This is a genomic window from Ruegeria sp. BC2, assembly GCF_056539245.1.
This window is the reverse complement of record NZ_JBQFUQ010000003.1, coordinates 335,870-357,379: the sequence shown is the minus strand read 5'-3', so window position 1 is coordinate 357,379 and position 21,510 is coordinate 335,870. Positions and strand designations below refer to the sequence as shown.

Genomic DNA, 21,510 nt, shown 5'->3' with positions numbered 1-21,510 from the left:
GCCGAACCAGACCACTGGTGAAGCGGTCTTGTTTCTTGGGCTGCCTCTGGAAATCCGGCTTAAGTGATCTTAACTTCTGCCGGCTACACTTTGCGGTGCGGTGTTGAAGCGCGTAACTATGGCAGCTTGCAAACTCTGCGCTGACGCGCAAGAAAGCGTCAGCTTGATTTGGAGACCCTTATGATCAGGAAAACCTGGGCCAAGTGGCGATCCGGCCATATCGGCCGGCTGGTGGGCGACAGTCTGCGGGCGCAAGGCAAGAAATATGCGGTTGCCATGTTTGCCATGATGATCGTTGCCGCGACCACCGCAGGGACGGCCTGGATGATGGAAAACATCGTCGATGCCATGACGTCGCCTGACATGCGGTCTCAGGTTCATATCATCGCGTCAGCCGTTATCGTGCTGTTCTTGGTCAAGGCGCTGGCATCTTACGTCCAGTCCGTGTTTCTGGCTCGCGCCGGCAACCGCATCATCGCCGAGCAGCAGGAGAAGTTGTACAAAAAACTGCTTCGGCGTGGGGTGGATTTCTTTTCCAAAAGCGAGTCTTCGGACCTTCTGATGCGTGTGACCCGGGGCGCGGGGGCAGCGCGGACGCTGGTCGACGTGATCGTGACCACGTTCGTTCGGGATGCGCTGACGCTCGTGGGTCTCATTTTTGTGATGGTATACCAGCAGCCTGTGCTTTCGGGGCTGTTTTTCATTGTTGGGCCGGTCGCGTTGCTGAGCGTGCGCTATCTTTTGAAAAGCGTCCGCTCGATCATGCAATCCGAGCTCAAATCACTGGCCGAAATCATCCGGGTTCTGCAGGAAACATCGGCCGGGATCAAAATCATCAAGGTCTTCGCACTCGAAGATCGAATGACCGAGCGGATGAACTCGGCCATAAGAAGCGTTGAAAAACGCTCGAACGAAATTGCCAAGCTGCAATCCATCGCCAGCCCAATGATGGAATTTCTGGCTGGTGTAGCCGTTGCCGGCGTGTTGGTCGTCAGCACTATGGGAATTGCCGGAACTGAACCGCCGACCGCGGGTCAGCTGATGTCCTTCATCACGGCGCTTCTGATGGCCTATGAACCGGCCAAGCGGCTGTCCCGGATGCGGGTGACCATCGAATCCACGTTGGTTCCGATCGAGATGATGTTCGAACTGCTGGATCAGGAAGACCCAATGCGCGAAAGCCCGCAACCGCAAGAGCTGCGGTCCGGTCCGGGCGAGGTACGCCTGCGGAACGTCACCTTTGGCTACAGCGGTGGTATGCCGGTGATCAATGGAATGAACCTGACCTTCGAGGCTGGAAAGACAACCGCTCTGGTGGGGCAGTCGGGTGGAGGCAAGTCCACGATCTTTGGCCTCATCATGCGGTTCTACGATCCTGACCAAGGCTATGTCGAGATCGACGGACAGAATTTGCAGGATGTCAGCTTTGCCTCCCTACGGCGCAAGATTTCCTATGTTGGCCAGGATACTTTTTTGTTTTCCGCGACGGTCATGGAAAACCTGCGATATGCCCGTCCCGATGCGACCGAGGACGAGATTCGCGATGCGGCCAAAGCCGCGCATGCGCATGACTTCATCATGTCGCTGCCCAAGGGATACGACACCGAAGTCGGAGAGAACGGTGCGTTTCTGTCGGGAGGGCAGAAACAGCGGTTGGCCATTGCCCGCGCCATTCTTCGGAAGGCTGAAATTCTGCTGCTCGACGAAGCGACCAGCGCGCTGGATGCCGAGTCCGAGGCTCTGGTGAAGCAGGCGTTGGATAAGCTGACGGAGAACGTGACCACGATCGTCATCGCTCACCGGCTGTCGACCGTGCTTGAGGCAGACAAGATCATGGTTGTTCAGGACGGTCAGGTGATCGAACAGGGCAAGTTGGATGAGTTGATGGAACAGAATGGCAGCTTCCGCCGCCTGTTCGATCAGCAATTCAAGACACCGGCTGCATAATCAATCCCGCAAAGCCTGGTTCTTTACCTTGAGAACAGGCTGGATGAGATAGTCGAGAACGGTCTTCCTGCCGGCCAGAATGTCAACTTGTGCGATCATCCCCGGAATGATCTCTACCTCCAAGCCATCGGCGTCCAACAAGGTTCCGCTGGTTCGGATTTCGACCACGAAAACTTCCTCGTCCTGCCGCTCTGACCGTGTAATCGTATCCGCACCGATGCGAACAATTTCGCCGTCCAGCGCGCCGTATCTGGCAAAATCATAGGCGGTGATCTTGACCTTGACCTGCTGACCTGCGCGTAGAAATGCGATGTCGTCAGGGCGGACATAGGCTTCGACCAGCAGGTTGTCGTCCAGTGGAACGATTTCGACAAGATCCTCGCCGCTGCGGGCCAAACCGCCCAAAGTCGTGCGGTGGATTCGGTTTACGATGCCCCGGACTGGCGCACGAACCTGCGCGCGCGCCGCGCGGTTCTCCAACGCGGGCAGGGCGGGTTCAAGCGCCGCAAGCTGCGCAGTGGCAATGGCAAGATCGGTCAGTGCCGCGCTGCGAAACCGGCTTTTGGTAGCCGTGATGCGGTCATCGATTTCACTCAGCCCGGTTTCCAGACGGTTTGCCGCGGCCACGGCCCTTACCTTGCGGCCCTTCCATTCCGCCTCGCTGCGTCGCAGGGCCAGCAGAGTTGTCGCAGGCTCCATCTTGCGGCGGACCAGAGGCTCCATCAAAGCGCGCTCTTCGGACAGGACCTTGAGTGTTTCTTCTGCAGTGACTCGGTCCACCAACCCCTCTTCCAATTCGCGCTGCCTCTGCTCACGTTGGCGTTCCAGAATGGCGATCTCGTCGGCCAACTCCGATTTTCGGCCGAGATACAGAGCCGTTTCCGAGCGAACGACGTCTGGTGCTTGTTGCACAAGCTCGGGCTCGAACCGCAAATCGGATCCGTCGATTTCGGCCTGCAATCGCTTAATACGCGCCCTTAGTCCCAATGCCCGTTGCCGCTCAGCGTCCAGCTCGCTGCCGATTTGTGTCGCGTCCAATTCCATCAGCAAAGCGTTTTTGTCGACGATCTCACCCTCTTGAACATGAACAGCCTGAAGAACCCCGGGTTCGGTTGCTTCGATCACCTGAACGTCGCCAGACGGCACAACGCGACCGTCTGCGCGGACCACGTCGTCCAGTTCGGTGACGAAAGCCCAGACGCCGGCCGTCAGCATGCAGCCCATTATGGCCAGCAGCAAAACCGAACCGCGAAACCCCGAGCCGCCGTTCATTTCGCTGGCCAATCTTGCAAGGTCAGGATGCCGCGACATTCATGTGCCCCCGCGCGTCTTTGGCTCGTTTGGTGAGAACTGACTTGACGGCGTCAACGCCCACTTTGCCGTTTTCGATCACGATGACCCGGTCGACCAGTTCCAACAGACTGGCCCGATGCGTAACGATGACCATAGTCGTATCCGCAGCCGCTGCTTTCAGCCGTTGAATGATGTTTGCCTCATTCTTGAGATCCATCGCGCTGGTGGGTTCGTCCAGCAACAGGACAGGCGGCTGCCCGATCAATGCCCGGGCTAGGGCGATCGTCTGACGTTGCCCGCCCGAGAGCCCCTCGCCACGTTCGGCCAGTATCAGATCGTACCCGCTGGGATGCCGCGATACAAAGTCTTCGACGCCCGAAATGCGCCCGGCCCGGATTAGATCTTCGTCGCGCGGGCGGACGGCGCCGGCCGCGATGTTTTCGCGGACCGAGCCCGAAAACAGCCAAATATCCTGCAGGACCGACCCAATGTTGCGCCGAAGGTCCCCAGGATCAATCTGGCGGATATCAATCCCATCCAAAAGAACCGATCCGACACGGGGCTGGTACAATCCCAGAAGCAGTCGTGCGATGGTGCTTTTTCCTGATCCGATCCGCCCGAGGATCGCAACTTTTTCCCCCGGCTTGATGTCGAAGGACACGCCTTTCAGTGTGTCCTCATCCTGGTCTGGGTAGGCGAAATACACGTTGTTGAACGTGATGCGCCCTTTGAAGTTGGAGCGGCTGATCCAGGTGCGCCCCGACGGCCTCTCACTATCGGCTTGCATCATTGCGTCAAGGTTCCGGTAAGCACTGCGCGCCTGGTTGAACCGAGTCAGGGTTTGAGACAGCTGACCCAACGGTGCCAAAGCCCGTCCGGTCAGCATCACTGAGGCGACCAAAGCGCCCATGCTGGTCAGGCCGTCCGCTATCAGAAAAACACCGTAAAACACGATCAGGACCTGGGCCGCCTGCTGCGTGAAACCGGTCAGGTTCAAGGCGAATTGAGTGATGGCACGCGACCGAACACTGTTGCCGGATTGTCGTTCGATCGCCTCTTCCCAGCGTCGCCGCATCGTGCTGTCCGCAGTGGTGGTCTTAATCGTTTCCAGACCGGCCAGAGTTTCGATCAGCACGGATTGCTTTGACTGGCCATCAAAAAAACTGCGTTCCGCCAAGCGGGACAAGAGCGGCTGAATGGCGAGCCCGGCGACCAGCACGACTGGTACGGCGAGAGCTGGGATCAAAACTAGCGGTCCGCCGACCATGTAGATCGTAAGCAAAAACAGACCGATGAACGGCAAATCAACCACCAAGACCAGCGTAGCCGATGTGAAGAACTCGCGGAGTGTTTCGAACTCACGCACCGTGTTCGCCATGGCGCCGGTTGAGCCGGTTCGGGACTTCATCTGGATATTCAGAAGTTGATCGAAAACACGCCGACCCATCAACATGTCCGCATTCTGTCCTGCCCTGTCGATGAAACTGGCGCGCAGGATCTTCAGCACAAAATCAAAAAACAGCGCGATGCCGACACCGATGGTCAAGGCGACCAGAGATTCCACGGCTTCATTTGGCAGAACCCGGTCATAAACGGTCATGATGAAAACCGAGGTTGAAAGCCCCAGGATATTGGTCAGAGCCGCGGCCAGAGCAACCTGCAAGTACGACCAACGATTGGCCACAAGCGCTGATCGGAACCAGTGACGGCTTGGTTGGCTTGGGTTGTTTTTGATTTCCTCGGAGTATGCTCGACGAAATAACATCGCATAGCCGGAATAGACGGCGTCGAGCTGGCATTCATCCATCTCACCAATGCTGTCTCCAAGCTCTGGGTCGTGGATCAACAGACGGTCAGACTTCGAACGGCCATGGTAAACCACAGCCCGCTGGTCCTCGAGCAACAGTATCGCCGGTGCGAGGCTGGGATCAAACTCCGACAGCCGGCGCGGCCCGAAGCCCGCCTGCAATCCATGGTCATGGGCCAGTGCGATCGCGTCCTGCACCTTCAACCCACCGGAGACCGAGGATTGGGCCGCCAAAAGGCTGGCTTTGGTCAATGGCCGGCCAAGCTCTGCCGCCACATGCAGCAGACATGCCTCAAAGTTGGTGAGGGGCAGGGATGTAGGAGGCTGGCTGCTTTGGGTCATGGTCTGTTGCCCCATGTTCTGAGCTGGATGCCGAGCAGATCAATGATGTCGCCAGTAAGGCTGAGCGCGGCGTAGTTCGTTAGGAAGAAATTCTGCTCCGCCAGGATCAGTCGCTCTTGGGCGTTCACATAATCGCGCTGCGCGTCCAGTATTTCGATTAAGCTGCTGCGCCCGATCTGGAATTGCTCTTGAGTGGCGGCAACGCTGTCGGCATTTGCGGCAACTGCGATGCGGGCCTCGCGCAGACGCTGGGCGCCGGCCTTTTGGTCGGATCGAATGAAACCTAGCTCGCGCTGGATTTCCCGAACAAGAACCTCACGGGCATATTCCGCTTGTTTGACCCGCGCTTCGGCGGCGGCAATTGCAGCCCGCCGTTGACCGGTGCTGTCCAGCTCGTAGTTGACCGAGAGGTCTACGCCGAAATTAGCGTCCCTGCTGTCGTCCTGGTTGGCAAATGCCGAAACCCGCACGTCCGGCTGACGCCTCGCAGTTGCGGCAGAGCGGTCTGCCTGTGCCGCCAGAACCGCAGCGTCTGCGCGTCGAACCTGCGGGCTGTCCATCACGATGACGGCGTCGCTTCTCGACAGGTTGGGCGCTGGGACAGGGGGATCCAGTTTGCGTGGTGGGGTACCGAACACCTCTTGGAATCGCGCATTGGCACGATCAGCCTGAGCCCGGGCATCCGCCAACTTGGTCCTGGCATCCGCGACCCGAGAACGCGCCGTCAGAACGTCGGCCGCGGAACCGGCCCCTTGCGCGGCGCGGTCGGAGATCTGTTTCTCGATCTCCTCATGGCGACGAACGTTTTCTCGAGCGATTTCAACGATTTTCCGCCGGTCGATGACCAACACATAGGTTTCAATTGCGGCAAGGGCCGTCGCGGCTGCGGTTTGAAGCTGATCGCCGCGGCTTACGAGCACGCGGGCCCGTGCCGCTGCCAAGTCTCCGGCGGCAGCTCCCCCGTCGTATACAAGCTGTGATACCCGCAGATATGGCGATACATCCGCAATATCTGAATCCACCCGTTCCGATCGGGCATTTACGCCAAGTGACACCTGCGGAACAAAGGCTCCTTCTGCCGCGTCCATATCTGCAAAGGCTGCGTCAACGCCGGTCTCGCTCTGCGCCAGGTTCGGGCTGGTTTCTACCGCGCGCCGTATTCTCTGGCCGAATGAACTGCGAGTCAGATGGTCCGACGGCTTTGTCGCGCCAGCGCCCGTTGATCCTTCTGAAAAAGCCATCTCAATCGGGGCAAGATCCGGAACCGGCTCACAAGCCGCAGTGAGCACGGCCACCGAACCGACCAGTAGAGGCAAGATGAGTCGATCAAAGGCAGGCATATTTGGCCTCCGCGTCCGACAAGTCTCGTTCCGCGGCAATGGCATCCAAGAACCTCACAAGGTCGGAGTCCCTGCCGTTTGCGGGAGTGCTGATCACCTTGGGAGAATGCGTCTGGCAGTGGTGTATCCACAGAAGATGGTTGAGCGAGACTTGATGAGCGTAAATCAACTGCATCGCTCCGCTAGATTGCAGAACCGCTGTCTGCGCCGGCCCAAGTTGGTTGAAGCGTCGAAAGTCCACGCTCATCCAACCGTCGGGCAACTCCGCATCCTTAAAACGGGTCAATTCGACGAATAGGCCCAATTCCTTTATCAGCGCGCAGGCACGTCGGGTTGCGTTGCGATCGGCCAGAAAGCTCTTCAAGAAGCCCTTCAGGGTTTCCAGTTCAGAGGAGATCGAGCCGTCCTTTGCGAAGAACGGGCTGCCGGATTGGTCACAGGACACGAGTCCAATGGTTTCATCTACAACAAGCTTGCCTGAGCTGGTGCGCGATCCTGCTTCGCCACCGACCAGTTCGATCGAAAACGGATGGCATCTCAGCAAGGAAGGAACATAGGTGGCCCGCCAGCGTCCTTGGTCCGAAACAAATGGTGTTTCCGGAGAAGCTGCGGTCGCCAGAATAGCATGCGGCGATACCCCGCCCCCCGAGGATCGAAACGCAATTGGAAGAGCGGCGGCGGCTTCTGAGACTTCCGCACTTACGATCTCGCACTCCAATCTGCAGCGCGCGAAATCGTAGGATGTAGATCTGTGCCACGAGCGATCGGAATGTCTGTCGAAAGTGACGGGTACTGGGCCGTTCTGTGCCATTGATGTCTCCGCTGGTCCGTTAAGAAAGGGCCGGGGCGGCCCCACCTTTTCATGCTTGTCAGGATCAACTTGACGCGCCGGTCGGATCGGTATGCAGGATGTTGTCGCTGCTCAGAGCGCTCAGATCACCCAGGCCGTCAAACTGCGCGACCGTGCTGACCGTGGCAGAGGTTGGGGCGGAATAGTCCACCTTGACCAGCACACTGTCAGTTCCATCGCTGGCCAGCAGATAGATCTCATCTCCGGCTTGAGCACCGCTAAGCGTTTCGGCGGCGGCTTCCAGAGTATCAGTTGTCAGATCTGTGAGTGTGGTTGTCAGCCCTACAAAACCTGTGTCGGTCGAAATCATGTCGCCAAGCGCCAGTGTTTCGACACCTGTTCCATCACCGCGAAGCGATGAAACATCCAACCCGCTGAACACAATGGCGTCGGCCATGTCGGCTGCAGGCCCCAGGGTGAAACCCGTTACGATGTCGGTGCCGTTGGCCGTCGGGTCAGCTTCGAAAACGATAAGATCCCGGCCAGCGCCGGACAGATCGATCACATCGTCACCGTCGCCACCGCGGATGACATCGTCGATACCCGTGGCCGCCAATGTGTCTGCGCCGTCTGTTCCCAATACCCAATGGGTCGGGCCACCGTCGGGCGTGTTGATCGTCAACTCGATCGGCTTCGTGGGGTCCAGCACCGTCATCGTGAACGTGACGACAGGCTGGGTCAGGTCGCTAAAGCTTGTCGCGGCCCCGCCAAAACTGATTTCCGCCGCCCCGTTCGGGTTTGCCAGAAACAGATCAAAATCGGAGTTTTCGACCTCGGATCCCGTGTCATAGGTCACGACCGCGGGGTCAAAACCCAAGTTGGCCGTGAAAGCCATCCCGCTGGATGTGTCCCGGTCGGCATCGGCATGTATTTCGAAAGTTATCGTCGACCCGCTCCGGCCTGCCTCGGAAATGAAATAGGCCGCTGGAACGTGAGCCGTCGCCTGGTCTGTCGCGGGTAGGGGGTTCGGCCCTCCGGCAACCGTCGCTGAAACCGAAAAATCCAAAAGGTCACCCGCCGTTGTACCCGAAAACGCCGTGGCAGGTACGTTCAGGCTCCACGTGCCGTTGGCCGCGACCGTGGCTGTTCCAACAGAGACCGAGTTCAGCATCACCTCAACGGTTTGTCCTGCGCCGAGACCTATGGATGAACCGCTGACCGTCAGGCCGCTGGATTGCGCGTCACTCAGCAAAACCGCGTCGTTGGTACCGACCTCATTCAAGGTCAGGATGGGTCGGTAGTCAGTGGTCACCGAGTCTGCCGCCTGAGGAGCGGGGTTGCCAGCCAAGTCTGAAACCGATGCGGTGATAGAATAAGTTGCTCCCTCAGAAAGAGCGTTCAGATCAGCCGTAGGAATGGTGGTCGACCAGACCCCACCCAAAGCGGTGGCAGTATAGGTCTGCCCGTTCAGCCCGACAGTAATGGTTTGCCCATCTTCGGCTGTCGTTGTCCCCGATACTGTCAGGTCGCTGTCCTTCTCGGTGACGTCTAGAACCGATCCAGTTCCCAGAGGGTTCAGTGAGATAGTCGGGGCGCTGAAATCGGTGTTGAACCCAGTCGAAGTCGTCTGTGCGTTTCCGGCTGCGTCGCTGACTGACGCGGAAATCGTGTAGGATTCGGCATCTTGCAGGCCGCTAAGGTCGAGGGGTGAAGCGGTGTAGGTCCACGCGCCACTCGTCACTGTAGCGGTGCCTGAGACATCCACAGTCCCGTCCGCTCGTTGAACCTGGATCGAGACGACCGTTCCATCAGGCGCGTCGGAAATGCCAGAGACCGTCATTCCGCCGGATTGCTCTGCCAGGTTCATGGTGCCCCCGACCGATACCGTCGAGATTGACAGGGCGTGGGCCGTAAAGTCGGTGTCGAAGCTGCCAGTGGCCTGCGCGGCCGGGTTCCCGGCACGGTCCGAAACATCGGCGGTCGCGGTGACGGTGGCACCGTCGGAGAGGCCGGCTAGATCGGCTGCGGGAACGCTGACACTCCAGGTGCCACCTGAAACGGTGGCGCCGTAGGTTTGGCCGTTCAATCCAATGGTCACGGCCTGGCCGTCTTCGGCGGTCGTCGTTCCGGATATGCTGAGGTCGGTTCCCTGTTCGACCGCGTTCATGACCGCGCCGTCCGAAAACGTGTCGATGCTGATCGTTGGCGCGGTCGCGTCTTTGGAAACTCCTGCACTCGCCTGCGGGGCCAAGAGGCCATCGGCATCCGTCACGTCGGCGGTGATGGTGAAAGTTGCGCCGTCGGCAAGGGCAATCAAATCCGCGCTCGGCACGGTCACGCTCCACGTCCCTCCGGACACAGGGCCCGTGTAGGTCTGCCCGTCCAAAGTTACCATGACTGTCTGGCCATCGGTTACATTCCCGGTTGTGCCGCTGATCGTCAGATCCGCCCCGACTTCGGCTGCGTTCAACACCGCACCGACGGATAGAGGCGAAATCGAGATGGACGGTCCGCTCAGATCCACGGGTACCGAAACCGCAGCAGGCGTGGCCGGGTTTCCGGCGGCATCGCTGATTGCGGCACTGATGCTGATGGGGCTACCACTGACCAGAACGCCGAGGTCGGCTGTGGGAACTGTCACACTCCAAACACCGCCTGAAGCGGTGCCGCTGTAAGTCTGGCCATTGAAGGCCAGCACAATCGGTTGGCCATCTTCGCCGGTCGTCGTGCCGGTAATCGTCAGGTCCGATCCGACGTCTACAAGATCAATCTGGCCGCCTGCGACAGGGTCTATTGTTATGGCTGGGGCGGAAAAGTCAGTATCAAAGCTGTTGGTGGCTTGAGTCGCCGGATTGCCTGCCCGATCCACCACATCAGCGGTCACAGTGACGGTCGCGCCATCGGGCAGAGACGCCAGATCGGCGGCCGGAACCGTGACGCTCCAAGTGCCGCCGGACACGGTTGCGGTGTAGATCTGACCGTTCAACCCCACAGTCACCATCTGACCGTTTTCCGCATCGGTCGTACCACTGATTTCCAGATCTGACGCGCTCTCGGCCGCATTCATGGCCGCCCCGTGGGAAAATCCTGTTACCGCTATGTTCGGAGCGATGGTGTCGATGGTGTACGTGGCTGTTTCGACAGCGATCTCACCTCCGGCTCCATCCAGGTGTCGGATCGTCACGGATGTGACCCCCTGAGGCAACCCTGCCGCCTCGACTTGGCTCAGCGAAACGCTCCAACTGCCGTCCGGCCCCGCTGATACGGTTTTGGTGACCGACCCGATGGTTACCTCGACCGAAACGGTGCCATCAGGTGCTGTCGCCTTGGCGGTGGTGCTGTTGAGCGAATTTCCCTGCAACTGTGACAGGTTCAGACTGGGCGGGCGTGGCGATTCCGCGGGCGTCGCGGCATCTTCGCCGCCACCGCCGCCAGCGGCGGCCGCACCGGCCAGACCCAAACCACCCAGCACCGCGCCCGCGGCTCCCATGCCGCCGCCACCAGCTGCCGCTGCTCCGGCGGCTTCAGCGGCCACTGCAAGCTGCGCGACTTCAACGGCCACGTCTTCGGCAATCATGATCGACCCGTTGTCCAGAACGTGCACGTTTTCCGCGGAAACCAGGACTGTGCGACCGTCCAAGAGCTTCAGTTGGACGTCGCCGTTGGGCAGAAGTTTGACCGACTGGACACCGGGCAGGACATCGGCAAACTGAAATGTGCTCAACTCCTCCTCAGTGGCTTGGGCCAGCGCCGGCAAGGCCAGAAGGGCAGAGGCCAAACCACCGCCGACGCCCGATCCGGCCCATCGGCGCAGACGTGCTTTGACCCATCTGCGGACATGTTTCTCATGCCCTGCATCTGGTGAGTCCTTCTGGATGGAGACTTCGTGCGAAACAGGTTTCATCGTCATCATGTCCTCACAATTGGTGGCCGCGGATACCCGCGCGGCAAGACCGAAGAAGCCAAGTTCTGTTCTTCTTTCCTGCTGCCGAGTTATTCATGCGGTCGGACCTTGAAAAATTGAGTTAATCTGGAGCCGAATTCCTCGTTTTAACCACAATTTCGTTCTCGTCTTTGCCTTGGCACCGCGTCACCCTTGAAAGGACTGCCAGCGATGGCATTGGGGGTGATCTGAGTTGATGCTTCAGTTCGAAAGAGTGGTTGCAACGGGGAGTCCGGCGCTCGATTCAGGTATCGGCGATACGGCTTTAAAAACGTTTAACGGTGTTACGTATCTGTACAGCACGACCCGGGCAGGCGGCGGCATCGTCGTCTGGCAGCTTGTGGATGGTGGGGCTCCGCAATTCCACGACGATCAGTATTTCAGCGGCACCATATCGTTGCAGGTCGGCAGCCTTGGCGCTCTGGTCGCATTGGGGGCAAGCGATCTGTTGACACTGGACGTCGATACAGCCACGGGCCTTGTCGGGTACGAGTTGAATACGGATGGCACGATCGGGGCGCTGCAGGAAACGGCGGCGATTCCCGGAGGCGGTGATGTCACCGCATTGGTCCAGTACTCGGTGGGGGCGGTCGACTACCTGGCGGTGGCCCATCAGGACAGTGGGCTCATCGGCACCTACGTGGTGAACTCGAATGGTTCGCTCAGTCATGTGGGCTCGGTCGCGGGTAATGCCGGGGCGATGCGGACCGCGGCGGTGGGCGGCAACCAGTATGTCGTCACCGCCAATGCCACCGACAATGCGATCCGGGTGTTCAGCGCCGATCAGGGAAGCGGGACGCTGATCGAAGTTGACAACACGACGACCCAAACGCTTGGGATCAGTTCTCCGACAGCGTTGGAAACCGTTGATGCGTATGGACACACCTGGGTTCTAGTGGCCGGGTCCAGCAGCAACTCCATCAGTGTGATAGAGCTGCGCGCAGACGGAACACTGGTTCCAAAGGATCATGCGTTGGACACGTTGGGTACCCGTTTTGGCGCAGTTCAGGACATGAAGGTCGTCGAAGTCGATGGACGTGTCTTTGTCGTTGCCGGCGGCGGAGACAACGGAGTGACCCTGCTGACAATGACCTCTGATGGCAAGCTGATCTACCTGGACAGCTTTGCGGATACGCTGGATAGCGGTCTTCAGAATGTTGAGACCATCGAGGTGGCTCATGTTGGGGACGACCTTCAGATCTTTGTGGCATCGCAGCAGGATGCAGGGCTAACCCAGCTGACAGTGTCTTTGGACTCCTTGGGCAATGTCATCGAGGGGAATGGAATCGTAACCGGAACCGCTCAGGACGACATGCTGAGCGCCGGCGTTTTAGACACTGATTTGCAGGGCGGTGCCGGTGACGACATTCTGATTGCCGGTCGCAGTGAAACCACCATGCAGGGCGGTTCCGGCGCGGACATCTTCGTTATGCGGTTCGGCAGTGGATTGACGACGATCACGGATTTCGAGGCCGGAACCGATCGGTTGGATCTGTTCGACTACCCGATGTTGCGCGACCCCGGGCAGCTGACCGTGACGTCAACGGCACAAGGGGCTCGGATTGAGTTTATGGATGAAACCGTCGATTTAATTTCGGCCGACGGTGGCACACTCACCGGCGCCGAAATCTTCGGGTCCGGTTTTGAGGGGCCGGATCATATCCCCGTTGACTTTGGCGTGCTCACGGGGCCCGAGGCCTCGGCCGGTGTGACGGGTCCAATCACCGTAGAGTCTTCCGGTTCAAACCCCGCGCTGAGCGATGCTGAGATCGTGTTCACGCCAGTTGGAAACAGCCCGATATCGGTACAGGCCGACGATCAGGGCCAATTCGATCTTGATTTGCCATCAGGTTCGTTGCCGGGTCATGTGGACATCATCAAGTCCTATTCAAATGCCAGCGGAGAGATCACGGCCCTCGATGCGCTGCAGGTTTTGCGGATAGCGGTCGGTTTGGGACCAACCTGGGGACCTGCAGCCCCCGAAAACCTCATCGCGGCCGATATCACCCAGGATGGCACCGTCAATGCACTGGATGCCCTGGCCATCCTGCAGATTGCCGTTGGGTTGCCCACCGCACATGAGCCGGAATGGGTCTACCTGGACCAGAACGCCGATCTTTCCTCAATCACGCCCACGAATGTCGACTATCAAACCGGCGCTGCGATTGTGGCTCTGGATGGGGTGTTCAGTGTGGACATGACGTCGATCCTGCTTGGGAATCTCGAAGCGGTGTAAGTTGGCTATTCGGGGAACGCAAAAGGTGAGCAAAAAGGTATCGGGCCTCCGCGCAGACCCAGGTAAGTCTAAGCATTGCAAATGGCGACCCAGCCGATGCGGCATCTCTAGCCAAGTTCCGGCCTGAGGTGGTGGTTCGTTCGTCACGCCTCGTGGCTGCGGAAAATCCGTGTGGTCGAGAAATAGCGTTCCAACTCCTCTATACGCTCTTTGCTTTCTTCCCAGCGCGCTTCCTGAACCTCGGCGATCAGGGTTTCCGAAATGAGTTGAAGGGCGATCGTTGAATCCCAGCTTGATGGAGCTTCGACCAGAGCGTGAAAGGTATAGTTGGCCGATTTGCCGATGGGTGACCCCCATTGGTCGGTGAACAGCACGACGGTCACTCCGCGATCGGACGCAACTTGTGCCAGCTTCTCCAGATGCGCTTCGTAGCGGCGGATGTCGAAGATGACCAGAACCGAGCTTTCGTCCATGTCCAGCAGGTATTGCGGCCATACGTTGGCCGAGTTGCCCAGCATGGTCACGTTGGGCCGGATGATCTGCATGTGGTTGAACAGATAGTCGGCGTTCGAGCGGGTGATGCGGCCGCCCACGACATACAAATGGCGCTCGGTATCGGCTAGCAACTGGGCCACCGCGTCGAACATCGACTTGTCCAACCGCTCCAGCGTGTGGCGCATATTGGTCCATACGGCTTGGGCAAAACGCGTGATCGGATGCTCGGTTTCATCATCCACGATCCAGGCATCGCGTTTCGAGATCGGCTTTTGGATCTGTGCCGCGACTTCTTCGCGCAGCGCCTCCTGCAGCGCCGGAAACCCATCGAAACCCAGTTTTCGCGCCATGCGAATGACCGTCGGGGTGGACACTTGTGCCGCCGCTGCCAGCTTGGTGATCGATTGCAGCCCACCCATCGGATAATCCTGCAACAGGACCGATCCCAGCTGCCGTTCCGAGCGGGTCAGGCCTTCAAGTTCGTCCTGAATGCGTTGTTTGACCGTTTTGGCGACAGAGGCCATCGGCGCCCTCATATTATTCAATTTGCTACAGGATATGAGTGATTGTAATTTTGTCTACAGAAATTTTCTTGACAGGTCCAAGGCCGCTGTAACAAATGCTACGCATGCAGTCCAAGACCGAGTCATCCCTGTTATCTCCGCTGGAAGCGCCCGCCGCACGTCTGTTGAACGCGCGTGGCGTGGCGCGCGCGGTTCTGGTGTGCGAACACGCAAGCCGGTTCATACCTGCGGCATTGGAAGGGCTGGGGTTGGACGACGTGGCGGCCCGTTCACACGCGGCCTGGGATATCGGGGCTCTGGAGGTTGCGGTTGAACTGGCCGGCGCCCTGGATGCGCCTCTCGTACACTCGCGGGTCAGTCGGCTGGTCTATGACTGCAATCGTCCGCCCGAACGGGAAGATTCGATGCCGCCGCGCAGCGAGGTGTTCGCGGTGCCCGGCAATCAGGGTCTGACGGCGGAACAGCGCGCCCAGCGAGTTCGCGAGATTTATGAACCGTTCCGGGGTCTCTTGTCGCAAACGCTGGACCGCCGCCCAGAACCGCCTGTCCTGATTACGATCCACAGTTTCACACCAATCTACAACGGCAAGACCCGGGCGGTCGAACTGGGGATATTGCATGACTCTGATGACCGTGCGGCTCAGGTCATGCTGAACCATGCAGCGCATTGCGGGCTGAGAGTGGCGTTGAACGAACCCTATTCGCCAGAGGATGGTGTCACGCACACTCTGCGTGAGCACGGTATCGCGCGGGGCTTGCCCAACGTGATGATCGAGATCCGCAATGATCTGATCGACACGCCGACCGGGGTCAATCGGATCGTGGGGCTATTGACGCCAATACTGGCCGCCACGGTCGAAACCTTTTCCGACGCAGGGCAGAACACATGAGGGCAGGGGTGCAGGTATGAGCTTCATGCGGGGATATATTGCGGTCATTGACCGCATGAACCGCTGGATCGGGCGGGTCGTCATGTACGGCATCTTCGTGATGATGGGCATCCTGCTGTGGTCGTCGATCTCGAAGACCTTTTTCCTTCCGTCGCTCTGGACGCTCGAAGTCGCGCAGTTTGCGATGGTCGCCTATTACATCCTGGGCGGGCCGTATTCGATCCAGATGGGTTCGAACGTGCGGATGGACCTTCTGTACAGCGAATGGTCGCACCGGCGGCGGGCCTGGACCGATGCGATCACCGTGCTGTTCCTGATCTTCTACCTAGGCGTGATGATCTATGGCGGGTTCGACTCGCTCAGCTATTCCCTGCAATATGGCGAGCGCAGCCCGACCGCCTGGCGCCCCTATCTGTGGCCGATCAAGGTGATCATGGTCGTGGGGCTGATCCTGATGCTGCTGCAGGCCATTTCCGAGTTGTTCAAAGATATTCTACGCCTCAAGGGCGATGACATCCCGCGCGAGGTGATCTGATGTCGTATGAGTTGATCGCCATCCTGATGTTCTCGACCATGATGCTGATGCTGCTGACCGGTCAGCGCGTGTTCGGCGCCATCGGTTTCGTGGCCGTGGTGGCTGCGCTTCTGCTGTGGGGCGACCGCGGCGGCTATGACATCGGGTTTTCGGCCGCGATGAAGCTGATGAAATGGTACCCGCTGCTGACGCTGCCGATGTTTATCTTCATGGGCTATGTTCTGGCCGAGTCCAAAATCGCTGACGACCTGTACAAGATGTTTCATGTCTGGATGGGTGGACTGAATGGCGGGCTGGCCATCGGAACGATCGGTTTGATGGTGCTGATTTCGGCGATGAACGGGCTCAGCGTAGCAGGCATGGCGATCGGGGCCACGATTGCGCTGCCCGAACTGCTCAAGCGCGGTTATGACAAGAAGATGGTGACCGGGGTGATCCAAGCCGGGTCGTCGCTGGGCATTCTCGTGCCGCCGTCCGTGGTGCTGGTTCTCTATGCGATGATCGCGCGTCAGCCTGTGGGGCAGCTTTGGCTGGCGGGCATCCTGCCGGGTCTGATGATGGCGGGGATGTTCATCCTGTATATCGTGATCCGCTGCCGGATAAACCCCGAGCTTGGCCCGGCTCTGTCGAAGGAAGAGCGCGACGTGCCGATGGCAGAAAAACTACGGCTGCTGCGCGCGGGGCTGCTGCCGCTGGCGATTTTCGCGGCGATGATGGTGCCCTTCGTCAATGGCTGGACCTCGCTGGTCGAAAGCTCGGCCATCGGGGCGCTGACGGCTTTTGCCGCCGCCGTGCTGAAAGGGCGGATGACGCGCAAGGTGTTCGAGGTCTCGGTCCGCTCGACCCTGGGCATCACCTGCATGTTCATGTGGATCATCCTGGCCGCGCTGGCCTTTGGCGCGGTATTCGACGGGCTGGGCGCCGTGCGCGCGATCGAGACCCTGTTCACCGAACGGCTAGGCCTGAACCCCTGGGTGATCCTGATCCTGATGCAGCTGAGCTTCATCGTCATGGGCACCTTCCTGGACGACACCGCGATGCTGGTGATCGTGGCGCCGCTCTATGTGCCGCTGGTGGGGGAACTGGGTTTTGACCTGATCTGGTACGGGGTGCTGTACACGATCACCACGCAGATTGCGTACATGACGCCGCCCTTCGGCTATAACCTGTTCCTGATGCGGGCCATGGCCCCGCCCGAGATTTCGCTGCGCGACATCTACGGTTCGATCCTGCCCTTCGTGATGGTTATGACGCTGGCACTGGCCATCATCATGACCTTCCCGCAGATCGCGCTGTGGCTGCCCGACTACATCTACAACAAATGACCCCGGACATACCGGGGCACATGCGAGAGGTTGGTCTCTCGCCCATCGAAACCGACAACGGAGAGAGAAGATGACGAACAGACGCACATTCCTGAAAGGGGCCGCCGCGGCCCCGGCAGCCGCGCTGGCCACCCCGGCGCTTGCGCAATCCACGATCCGCTGGCGCATGCAGACCTATGCCGGCCCCGCGCTGGCCGAGCATGTGATCGACCCGGCCATCAAGATGTTCAACCAGATCGCCGGCGACCGGATGCAGATCGAGCTGTTCTATGCCGACCAGCTGGTGCCCACGGGCGAGCTGTTCCGCGCCATGCAGCGCGGCACGATCGACGCGGTGCAGTCGGATGACGACTCGATGGCCTCGCCCACCGAAGTAACCGTGTTCGGCGGCTATTTCCCGTTTGCGTCGCGCTATTCGCTGGATGTTCCCGTCCTGTTCAACCAGTACGGTCTGAACGAGATATGGGACGAAGAGTATTCCAAGGTGGGCGTCAAGCACATCTCGGCCGGTGCGTGGGATCCGTGCCATTTCGCCACCAAGGACCCGATCAACAGCCTGGCGGACCTTCAGGGCAAGCGGGTGTTCACCTTCCCGACGGCGGGCCGGTTCCTGTCGCAGTTCGGCGTGGTCCCGGTGACCTTGCCGTGGGAGGACATCGAGGTCGCCGTGCAGACCGGCGAGTTGGACGGCATCGCGTGGTCGGGCATCACCGAGGACTACACCGTCGGCTGGGCGGATGTGACCAACTACTTCCTGACCAACAACATCTCGGGCGCTTGGGCCGGGTCTTTCTTTGCCAACATGGACCGTTGGAACGAACTGCCCGAAGATCTGCAGACCCTGTTCCGCGTCTGCACCGATCAGTCGCATTACTACCGTCAGTGGTGGTATTGGGGCGGCGAGGCATCGCTGCGCGTGAATGGTGACAAGATGAAGCTGACCTCGATCCCGGATGAAGAATGGGCGCAGGTCGAAGCCGCCGCAGTGGCCTTCTGGGATGAGATTGCAGCCGAGTCCGAGACCAAGGCCAAGGTTGTCGAGATCATCAAGAAGTACAATGCCGACATGCAAAAGGCTGGCCGTCCCTACCGGTACGGCTAAGGTGAAACCGGCCTGCCCTCATACCGGGGGCAGGCCGTCGAAAACGTCAGTCCGGCAGGTGGCGCCGGCGCAGAAATAGGTGGCTCATGCTCAACTTCGACACGCTCAAGACCCAGGTTGCCGAAGGCTCGGTCGATACTGTTCTGGTCTGCATGGTGGACATGCAGGGCCGCTTGATGGGCAAACGATTCCACGCGGGTCATTTCGTGGCCGGGGCCTGGGAAGAAACCCATTGCTGCAACTACCTGCTGGCCACCGATCTCGAGATGGCGACGCCGGACGGCTATGCCTCGACCAGCTGGGAGCGCGGCTATGGCGACTATGTAATGAAGCCCGACCTCAGCACCCTGCGCCCGGTGCCGTGGCTGGAGGGCACGGTGATGGTGATGTGCGACGTGCTGGATCACCACACGCATGAAGAGGTTCCACACGCGCCTCGGTCTATTTTAAAGAAGCAGGTCAACCGGCTGAAGGCCATGGGTTATGACGCGATGTGCGCCACCGAGCTGGAGTTTTTCCTGTTCGAGAAGAGCTTTGACCAGATACGCAAGGAGGGTTTCCGCGATCTGGAACCGATCTCGGGCTACAACGAGGATTACCACATCCTGCAGACCACCAAAGAAGAGCATGTGATGCGGCCGATCCGCAATCACCTGTGGGATGCGGGCATTCCGGTCGAAAATTCCAAGGGCGAGGCCGAGGCCGGGCAGGAAGAACTGAACATCAAATACGCCCCGGCCATGCAGACGGCCGAGTATCATTCGATCGCCAAGAACGCGGTCAAGGAGATCGCGTGGCAGCACGGCCATGCAGCGACCTTCCTGCCGAAATGGCATCATGACCGGGTCGGGAGTTCGTCGCATGTGCATCAGTCGTTGTGGGCGGACCGGCAACCGGCATTTTTTGACAAGGCCGATCCGCTGGGCATGTCGGACCTGATGAAAAACTACATGGCGGGCCTGCTGAAATACGCGCCCGACTATACCTGTTTCATGGCGCCGTACATCAACAGCTACAAGCGGTTCATGAAGGGCACCTTTGCGCCGACGCGCATCATCTGGTCGGTGGACAACCGCACCGCGGGGTTCCGGCTGTGCGGGGATGGCACCAAGGCCGTGCGGGTGGAATGCCGGATTCCGGGCTCGGACATGAACCCCTATCTGGCCATCGCCGGAATGCTGGCCGCCGGAATCGCGGGCATCGAGGAGGGGCTGGAGCTGCAGCCGCCCACCAAGGGTGATGTCTATCAGGGGGATACCGGCATGATTCCGGGCAATCTGCGCGCGGCGCGGGATGCGTTGCACGGGTCGTCCATGCTGCGGGCGGCCATGGGCGATGATGTGGTGGACCACTATGTGCGCGCCGCCGAGGTCGAGATCGAGGAATTCGAGCGTGTGGTGACCGATTGGGAGATTGCCCGCGGGTTCGAGCGGGCGTAGAGGGCGGATGTGAGGGGCCAGCCCCTCACGCTCCCCGGGATATTTTTGGCCAGATGAAGCAGCGGGCCTGCTTTGCTTGAGGATGGAGTGACCAATGGGTCAGGTGTTGAAATGTATCTCGCCGATCGACGGATCGGTGTTTGCCGAGCGGAACACGCTGGATCGTGACGCGGCATTTGCCGCAGCGGGCCAGGCGCGGGCGGCGCAGGCGGATTGGGCAGCGCGGCCCCTGCAGGAGCGCATCGATCTGGTGATGGCCGGCGTTGCCGCCGTGGGTGCGATGAATGACGAGATCGTGCCGGAACTGGCCCGGATGATGGGGCGGCCGGTGCGTTATGGCGGCGAGTTCGGCGGTTTCAGCGAACGCGCGACCTATATGGCGGGCATCGCGCGCGATGCGCTGGCTGATATTGCCGTGGGCGAGGACGAGACGTTCAAGCGATACATCAAGCGCGTGCCGCATGGCGTGGTGTTCGTCGTGGCGCCCTGGAACTATCCGTACATGACGGCGATCAACACTGTGGCGCCGGCCTTGATCGCGGGCAATACGGTTGTGCTGAAACATGCCACGCAGACCTTGTTGGTGGGCGAGCGGATGGCGCGGGCCTTCCACTCGGCTGGCGTGCCCGAGGACGTGTTCCAGAACCTGTTCCTGAGCCATGACGTGACCAACGATCTGATTGCAGGCAAGGCGTTCGATTTCGTGAATTTCACCGGCTCGGTCGCCGGAGGGCAGGCGATGGAGCGGGCGGCGGCCGGTACCTTTACCCCCGTCAGCACCGAGTTGGGGGGCAAGGACCCGGGCTATGTCATGGAGGACGCCGATCTGGACGCGGCGGTCGACACGCTGATCGACGGGGCCATGTTCAACTCGGGCCAGTGCTGTTGCGGGATCGAGCGGATCTATGTGCATGAAAGCCTGTATGACGACTTCGTCGCCAAGGCGGTCGAGATCGTCAGGGGCTACAAGCTGGGCAACCCGCTGGACCCGGAGACGACGCTGGGGCCGATGGCCAATGTGCGTTTTGCCGACGAGGTGCGCGCGCAGGTCGCCGAGGCCGTGGCCGCCGGTGCAGTGGCGCATATCGAGACCTTTGCCGAAGATGACGGCGGCGCCTACCTGACGCCGCAGATCCTGACCAATGTCACACACGACATGCGCGTGATGCGCGACGAAAGCTTTGGCCCGGTCGTGGGGATCATGAAGGTGTCCTCGGATGACGAGGCCATCGCCCTGATGAACGACAGCGAGTTTGGCCTGACCGCCTCGCTGTGGACGCGCGATGTGGCGCGGGCCGAACGCATCGGCGACCGGATCGAGACCGGAACCGTGTTCATGAACCGGGCCGACTATCTGGACCCGGGTCTGTGCTGGACCGGGTGCAAGAATACCGGCCGCGGCGGGGGCCTGTCGATCATCGGATATCACAACCTGACACGTCCCAAATCCTACCACCTGAAGAAGGTGACGGGCTGAGGACGATTTGCCTGCCCCGGACCGA

Annotated in this window: 14 protein-coding genes; 8 read left to right on the top strand and 6 right to left on the bottom strand. The window is 59.9% G+C overall.

All coding sequences use genetic code 11. The features are described 5' to 3' along the window. Positions 1-180: 180 nt before the first annotated feature. Positions 181-1,947 (top strand): ABC transporter ATP-binding protein, encoded by a 1,767-nt coding sequence (locus tag ACR0CU_RS14830; protein WP_170365910.1) that lies wholly within the window; start codon positions 181-183, stop codon positions 1,945-1,947. On the opposite strand, the gene ACR0CU_RS14825 is transcribed toward ACR0CU_RS14830, so the two are convergent. From ACR0CU_RS14825 to ACR0CU_RS14805, 5 genes are all read right to left on the bottom strand, one after another. Beyond that, positions 1,948-3,258, bottom strand: coding sequence for an HlyD family type I secretion periplasmic adaptor subunit (locus tag ACR0CU_RS14825; protein WP_170448206.1), 1,311 nt, complete (start codon positions 3,256-3,258; stop codon positions 1,948-1,950). After that, positions 3,242-5,404, bottom strand: a complete 2,163-nt coding sequence (locus tag ACR0CU_RS14820) for a type I secretion system permease/ATPase (protein ID WP_254437609.1) — start codon at positions 5,402-5,404, stop codon at positions 3,242-3,244. The genes ACR0CU_RS14825 and ACR0CU_RS14820 overlap by 17 nt, the downstream gene beginning before the upstream one ends. Continuing rightward, complete coding sequence (locus ACR0CU_RS14815; protein WP_170448202.1) at positions 5,386-6,768, bottom strand: TolC family protein; 1,383 nt, start codon at positions 6,766-6,768, stop codon at positions 5,386-5,388. The genes ACR0CU_RS14820 and ACR0CU_RS14815 overlap by 19 nt, the downstream gene beginning before the upstream one ends. Next, positions 6,716-7,540, bottom strand: a complete 825-nt coding sequence (locus tag ACR0CU_RS14810; protein WP_480643339.1) for a SapC family protein — start codon at positions 7,538-7,540, stop codon at positions 6,716-6,718. The genes ACR0CU_RS14815 and ACR0CU_RS14810 overlap by 53 nt, the downstream gene beginning before the upstream one ends. 64 nt (positions 7,541-7,604) lie before the next feature. Beyond that, positions 7,605-11,423, bottom strand: coding sequence for an Ig-like domain-containing protein (locus tag ACR0CU_RS14805; protein WP_480643337.1), 3,819 nt, complete (start codon positions 11,421-11,423; stop codon positions 7,605-7,607). A gap of 235 nt (positions 11,424-11,658) precedes the next feature. Between ACR0CU_RS14805 and ACR0CU_RS14800 the strand changes: the two genes are divergently transcribed. Next, complete coding sequence (locus tag ACR0CU_RS14800; protein ID WP_254437607.1) at positions 11,659-13,698, top strand: dockerin type I domain-containing protein; 2,040 nt, start codon at positions 11,659-11,661, stop codon at positions 13,696-13,698. A gap of 143 nt (positions 13,699-13,841) precedes the next feature. Here the strand turns inward: ACR0CU_RS14800 and ACR0CU_RS14795 are convergent, their stop codons facing one another. Next, positions 13,842-14,717, bottom strand: a complete 876-nt coding sequence (locus ACR0CU_RS14795; RefSeq protein WP_093963099.1) for a MurR/RpiR family transcriptional regulator — start codon at positions 14,715-14,717, stop codon at positions 13,842-13,844. A 104-nt stretch (positions 14,718-14,821) separates the two neighbouring features. Here ACR0CU_RS14795 and ACR0CU_RS14790 point away from each other — a divergent pair, with 104 nt between their 5' ends. The 6 genes from ACR0CU_RS14790 (at position 14,822) to ACR0CU_RS14765 (ending at position 21,485) form a co-directional block, all read left to right on the top strand. Further along, positions 14,822-15,607, top strand: coding sequence for an N-formylglutamate amidohydrolase (locus tag ACR0CU_RS14790; RefSeq protein WP_170448194.1), 786 nt, complete (start codon positions 14,822-14,824; stop codon positions 15,605-15,607). Between the two features lie 16 nt (positions 15,608-15,623). Further along, positions 15,624-16,142 carry a TRAP transporter small permease subunit gene (locus ACR0CU_RS14785; RefSeq protein WP_170365895.1) on the top strand — a complete coding sequence of 173 codons (519 nt, stop codon included), beginning with the start codon at positions 15,624-15,626 and terminating at the stop codon, positions 16,140-16,142. Beyond that, a complete protein-coding gene (locus ACR0CU_RS14780; protein WP_170448192.1) occupies positions 16,142-17,467 on the top strand; it encodes a TRAP transporter large permease in 1,326 nt (441 codons plus the stop codon). Before ACR0CU_RS14785 ends, ACR0CU_RS14780 begins: the two co-directional genes overlap by 1 nt. A 70-nt stretch (positions 17,468-17,537) precedes the next feature. Beyond that, positions 17,538-18,569 (top strand): TRAP transporter substrate-binding protein, encoded by a 1,032-nt coding sequence (locus tag ACR0CU_RS14775; protein ID WP_093963096.1) that lies wholly within the window; start codon positions 17,538-17,540, stop codon positions 18,567-18,569. 86 nt (positions 18,570-18,655) lie between these two features. Continuing rightward, positions 18,656-20,008, top strand: coding sequence for a glutamine synthetase family protein (locus ACR0CU_RS14770; RefSeq protein ID WP_170448190.1), 1,353 nt, complete (start codon positions 18,656-18,658; stop codon positions 20,006-20,008). A 94-nt stretch (positions 20,009-20,102) separates the two neighbouring features. Beyond that, a complete protein-coding gene (locus ACR0CU_RS14765; protein WP_170448188.1) occupies positions 20,103-21,485 on the top strand; it encodes an aldehyde dehydrogenase family protein in 1,383 nt (460 codons plus the stop codon). Positions 21,486-21,510: the final 25 nt, after the last annotated feature.

Coding starts and splice junctions, on each gene's coding strand:
- ACR0CU_RS14825 (WP_170448206.1), bottom strand. CDS start 3,258: ATGTCGCGGCATCCTGACCTTGCAAGATTGGCCAGCGAAATGAACGGC.
- ACR0CU_RS14800 (WP_254437607.1), top strand. CDS start 11,659: ATGCTTCAGTTCGAAAGAGTGGTTGCAACGGGGAGTCCGGCGCTCGAT.
- ACR0CU_RS14770 (WP_170448190.1), top strand. CDS start 18,656: ATGCTCAACTTCGACACGCTCAAGACCCAGGTTGCCGAAGGCTCGGTC.
- ACR0CU_RS14820 (WP_254437609.1), bottom strand. CDS start 5,404: ATGGGGCAACAGACCATGACCCAAAGCAGCCAGCCTCCTACATCCCTG.
- ACR0CU_RS14795 (WP_093963099.1), bottom strand. CDS start 14,717: ATGGCCTCTGTCGCCAAAACGGTCAAACAACGCATTCAGGACGAACTT.
- ACR0CU_RS14810 (WP_480643339.1), bottom strand. CDS start 7,540: ATGGCACAGAACGGCCCAGTACCCGTCACTTTCGACAGACATTCCGAT.
- ACR0CU_RS14775 (WP_093963096.1), top strand. CDS start 17,538: ATGACGAACAGACGCACATTCCTGAAAGGGGCCGCCGCGGCCCCGGCA.
- ACR0CU_RS14765 (WP_170448188.1), top strand. CDS start 20,103: ATGGGTCAGGTGTTGAAATGTATCTCGCCGATCGACGGATCGGTGTTT.
- ACR0CU_RS14780 (WP_170448192.1), top strand. CDS start 16,142: ATGTCGTATGAGTTGATCGCCATCCTGATGTTCTCGACCATGATGCTG.
- ACR0CU_RS14790 (WP_170448194.1), top strand. CDS start 14,822: ATGCAGTCCAAGACCGAGTCATCCCTGTTATCTCCGCTGGAAGCGCCC.
- ACR0CU_RS14785 (WP_170365895.1), top strand. CDS start 15,624: ATGAGCTTCATGCGGGGATATATTGCGGTCATTGACCGCATGAACCGC.
- ACR0CU_RS14830 (WP_170365910.1), top strand. CDS start 181: ATGATCAGGAAAACCTGGGCCAAGTGGCGATCCGGCCATATCGGCCGG.
- ACR0CU_RS14805 (WP_480643337.1), bottom strand. CDS start 11,423: ATGAAACCTGTTTCGCACGAAGTCTCCATCCAGAAGGACTCACCAGAT.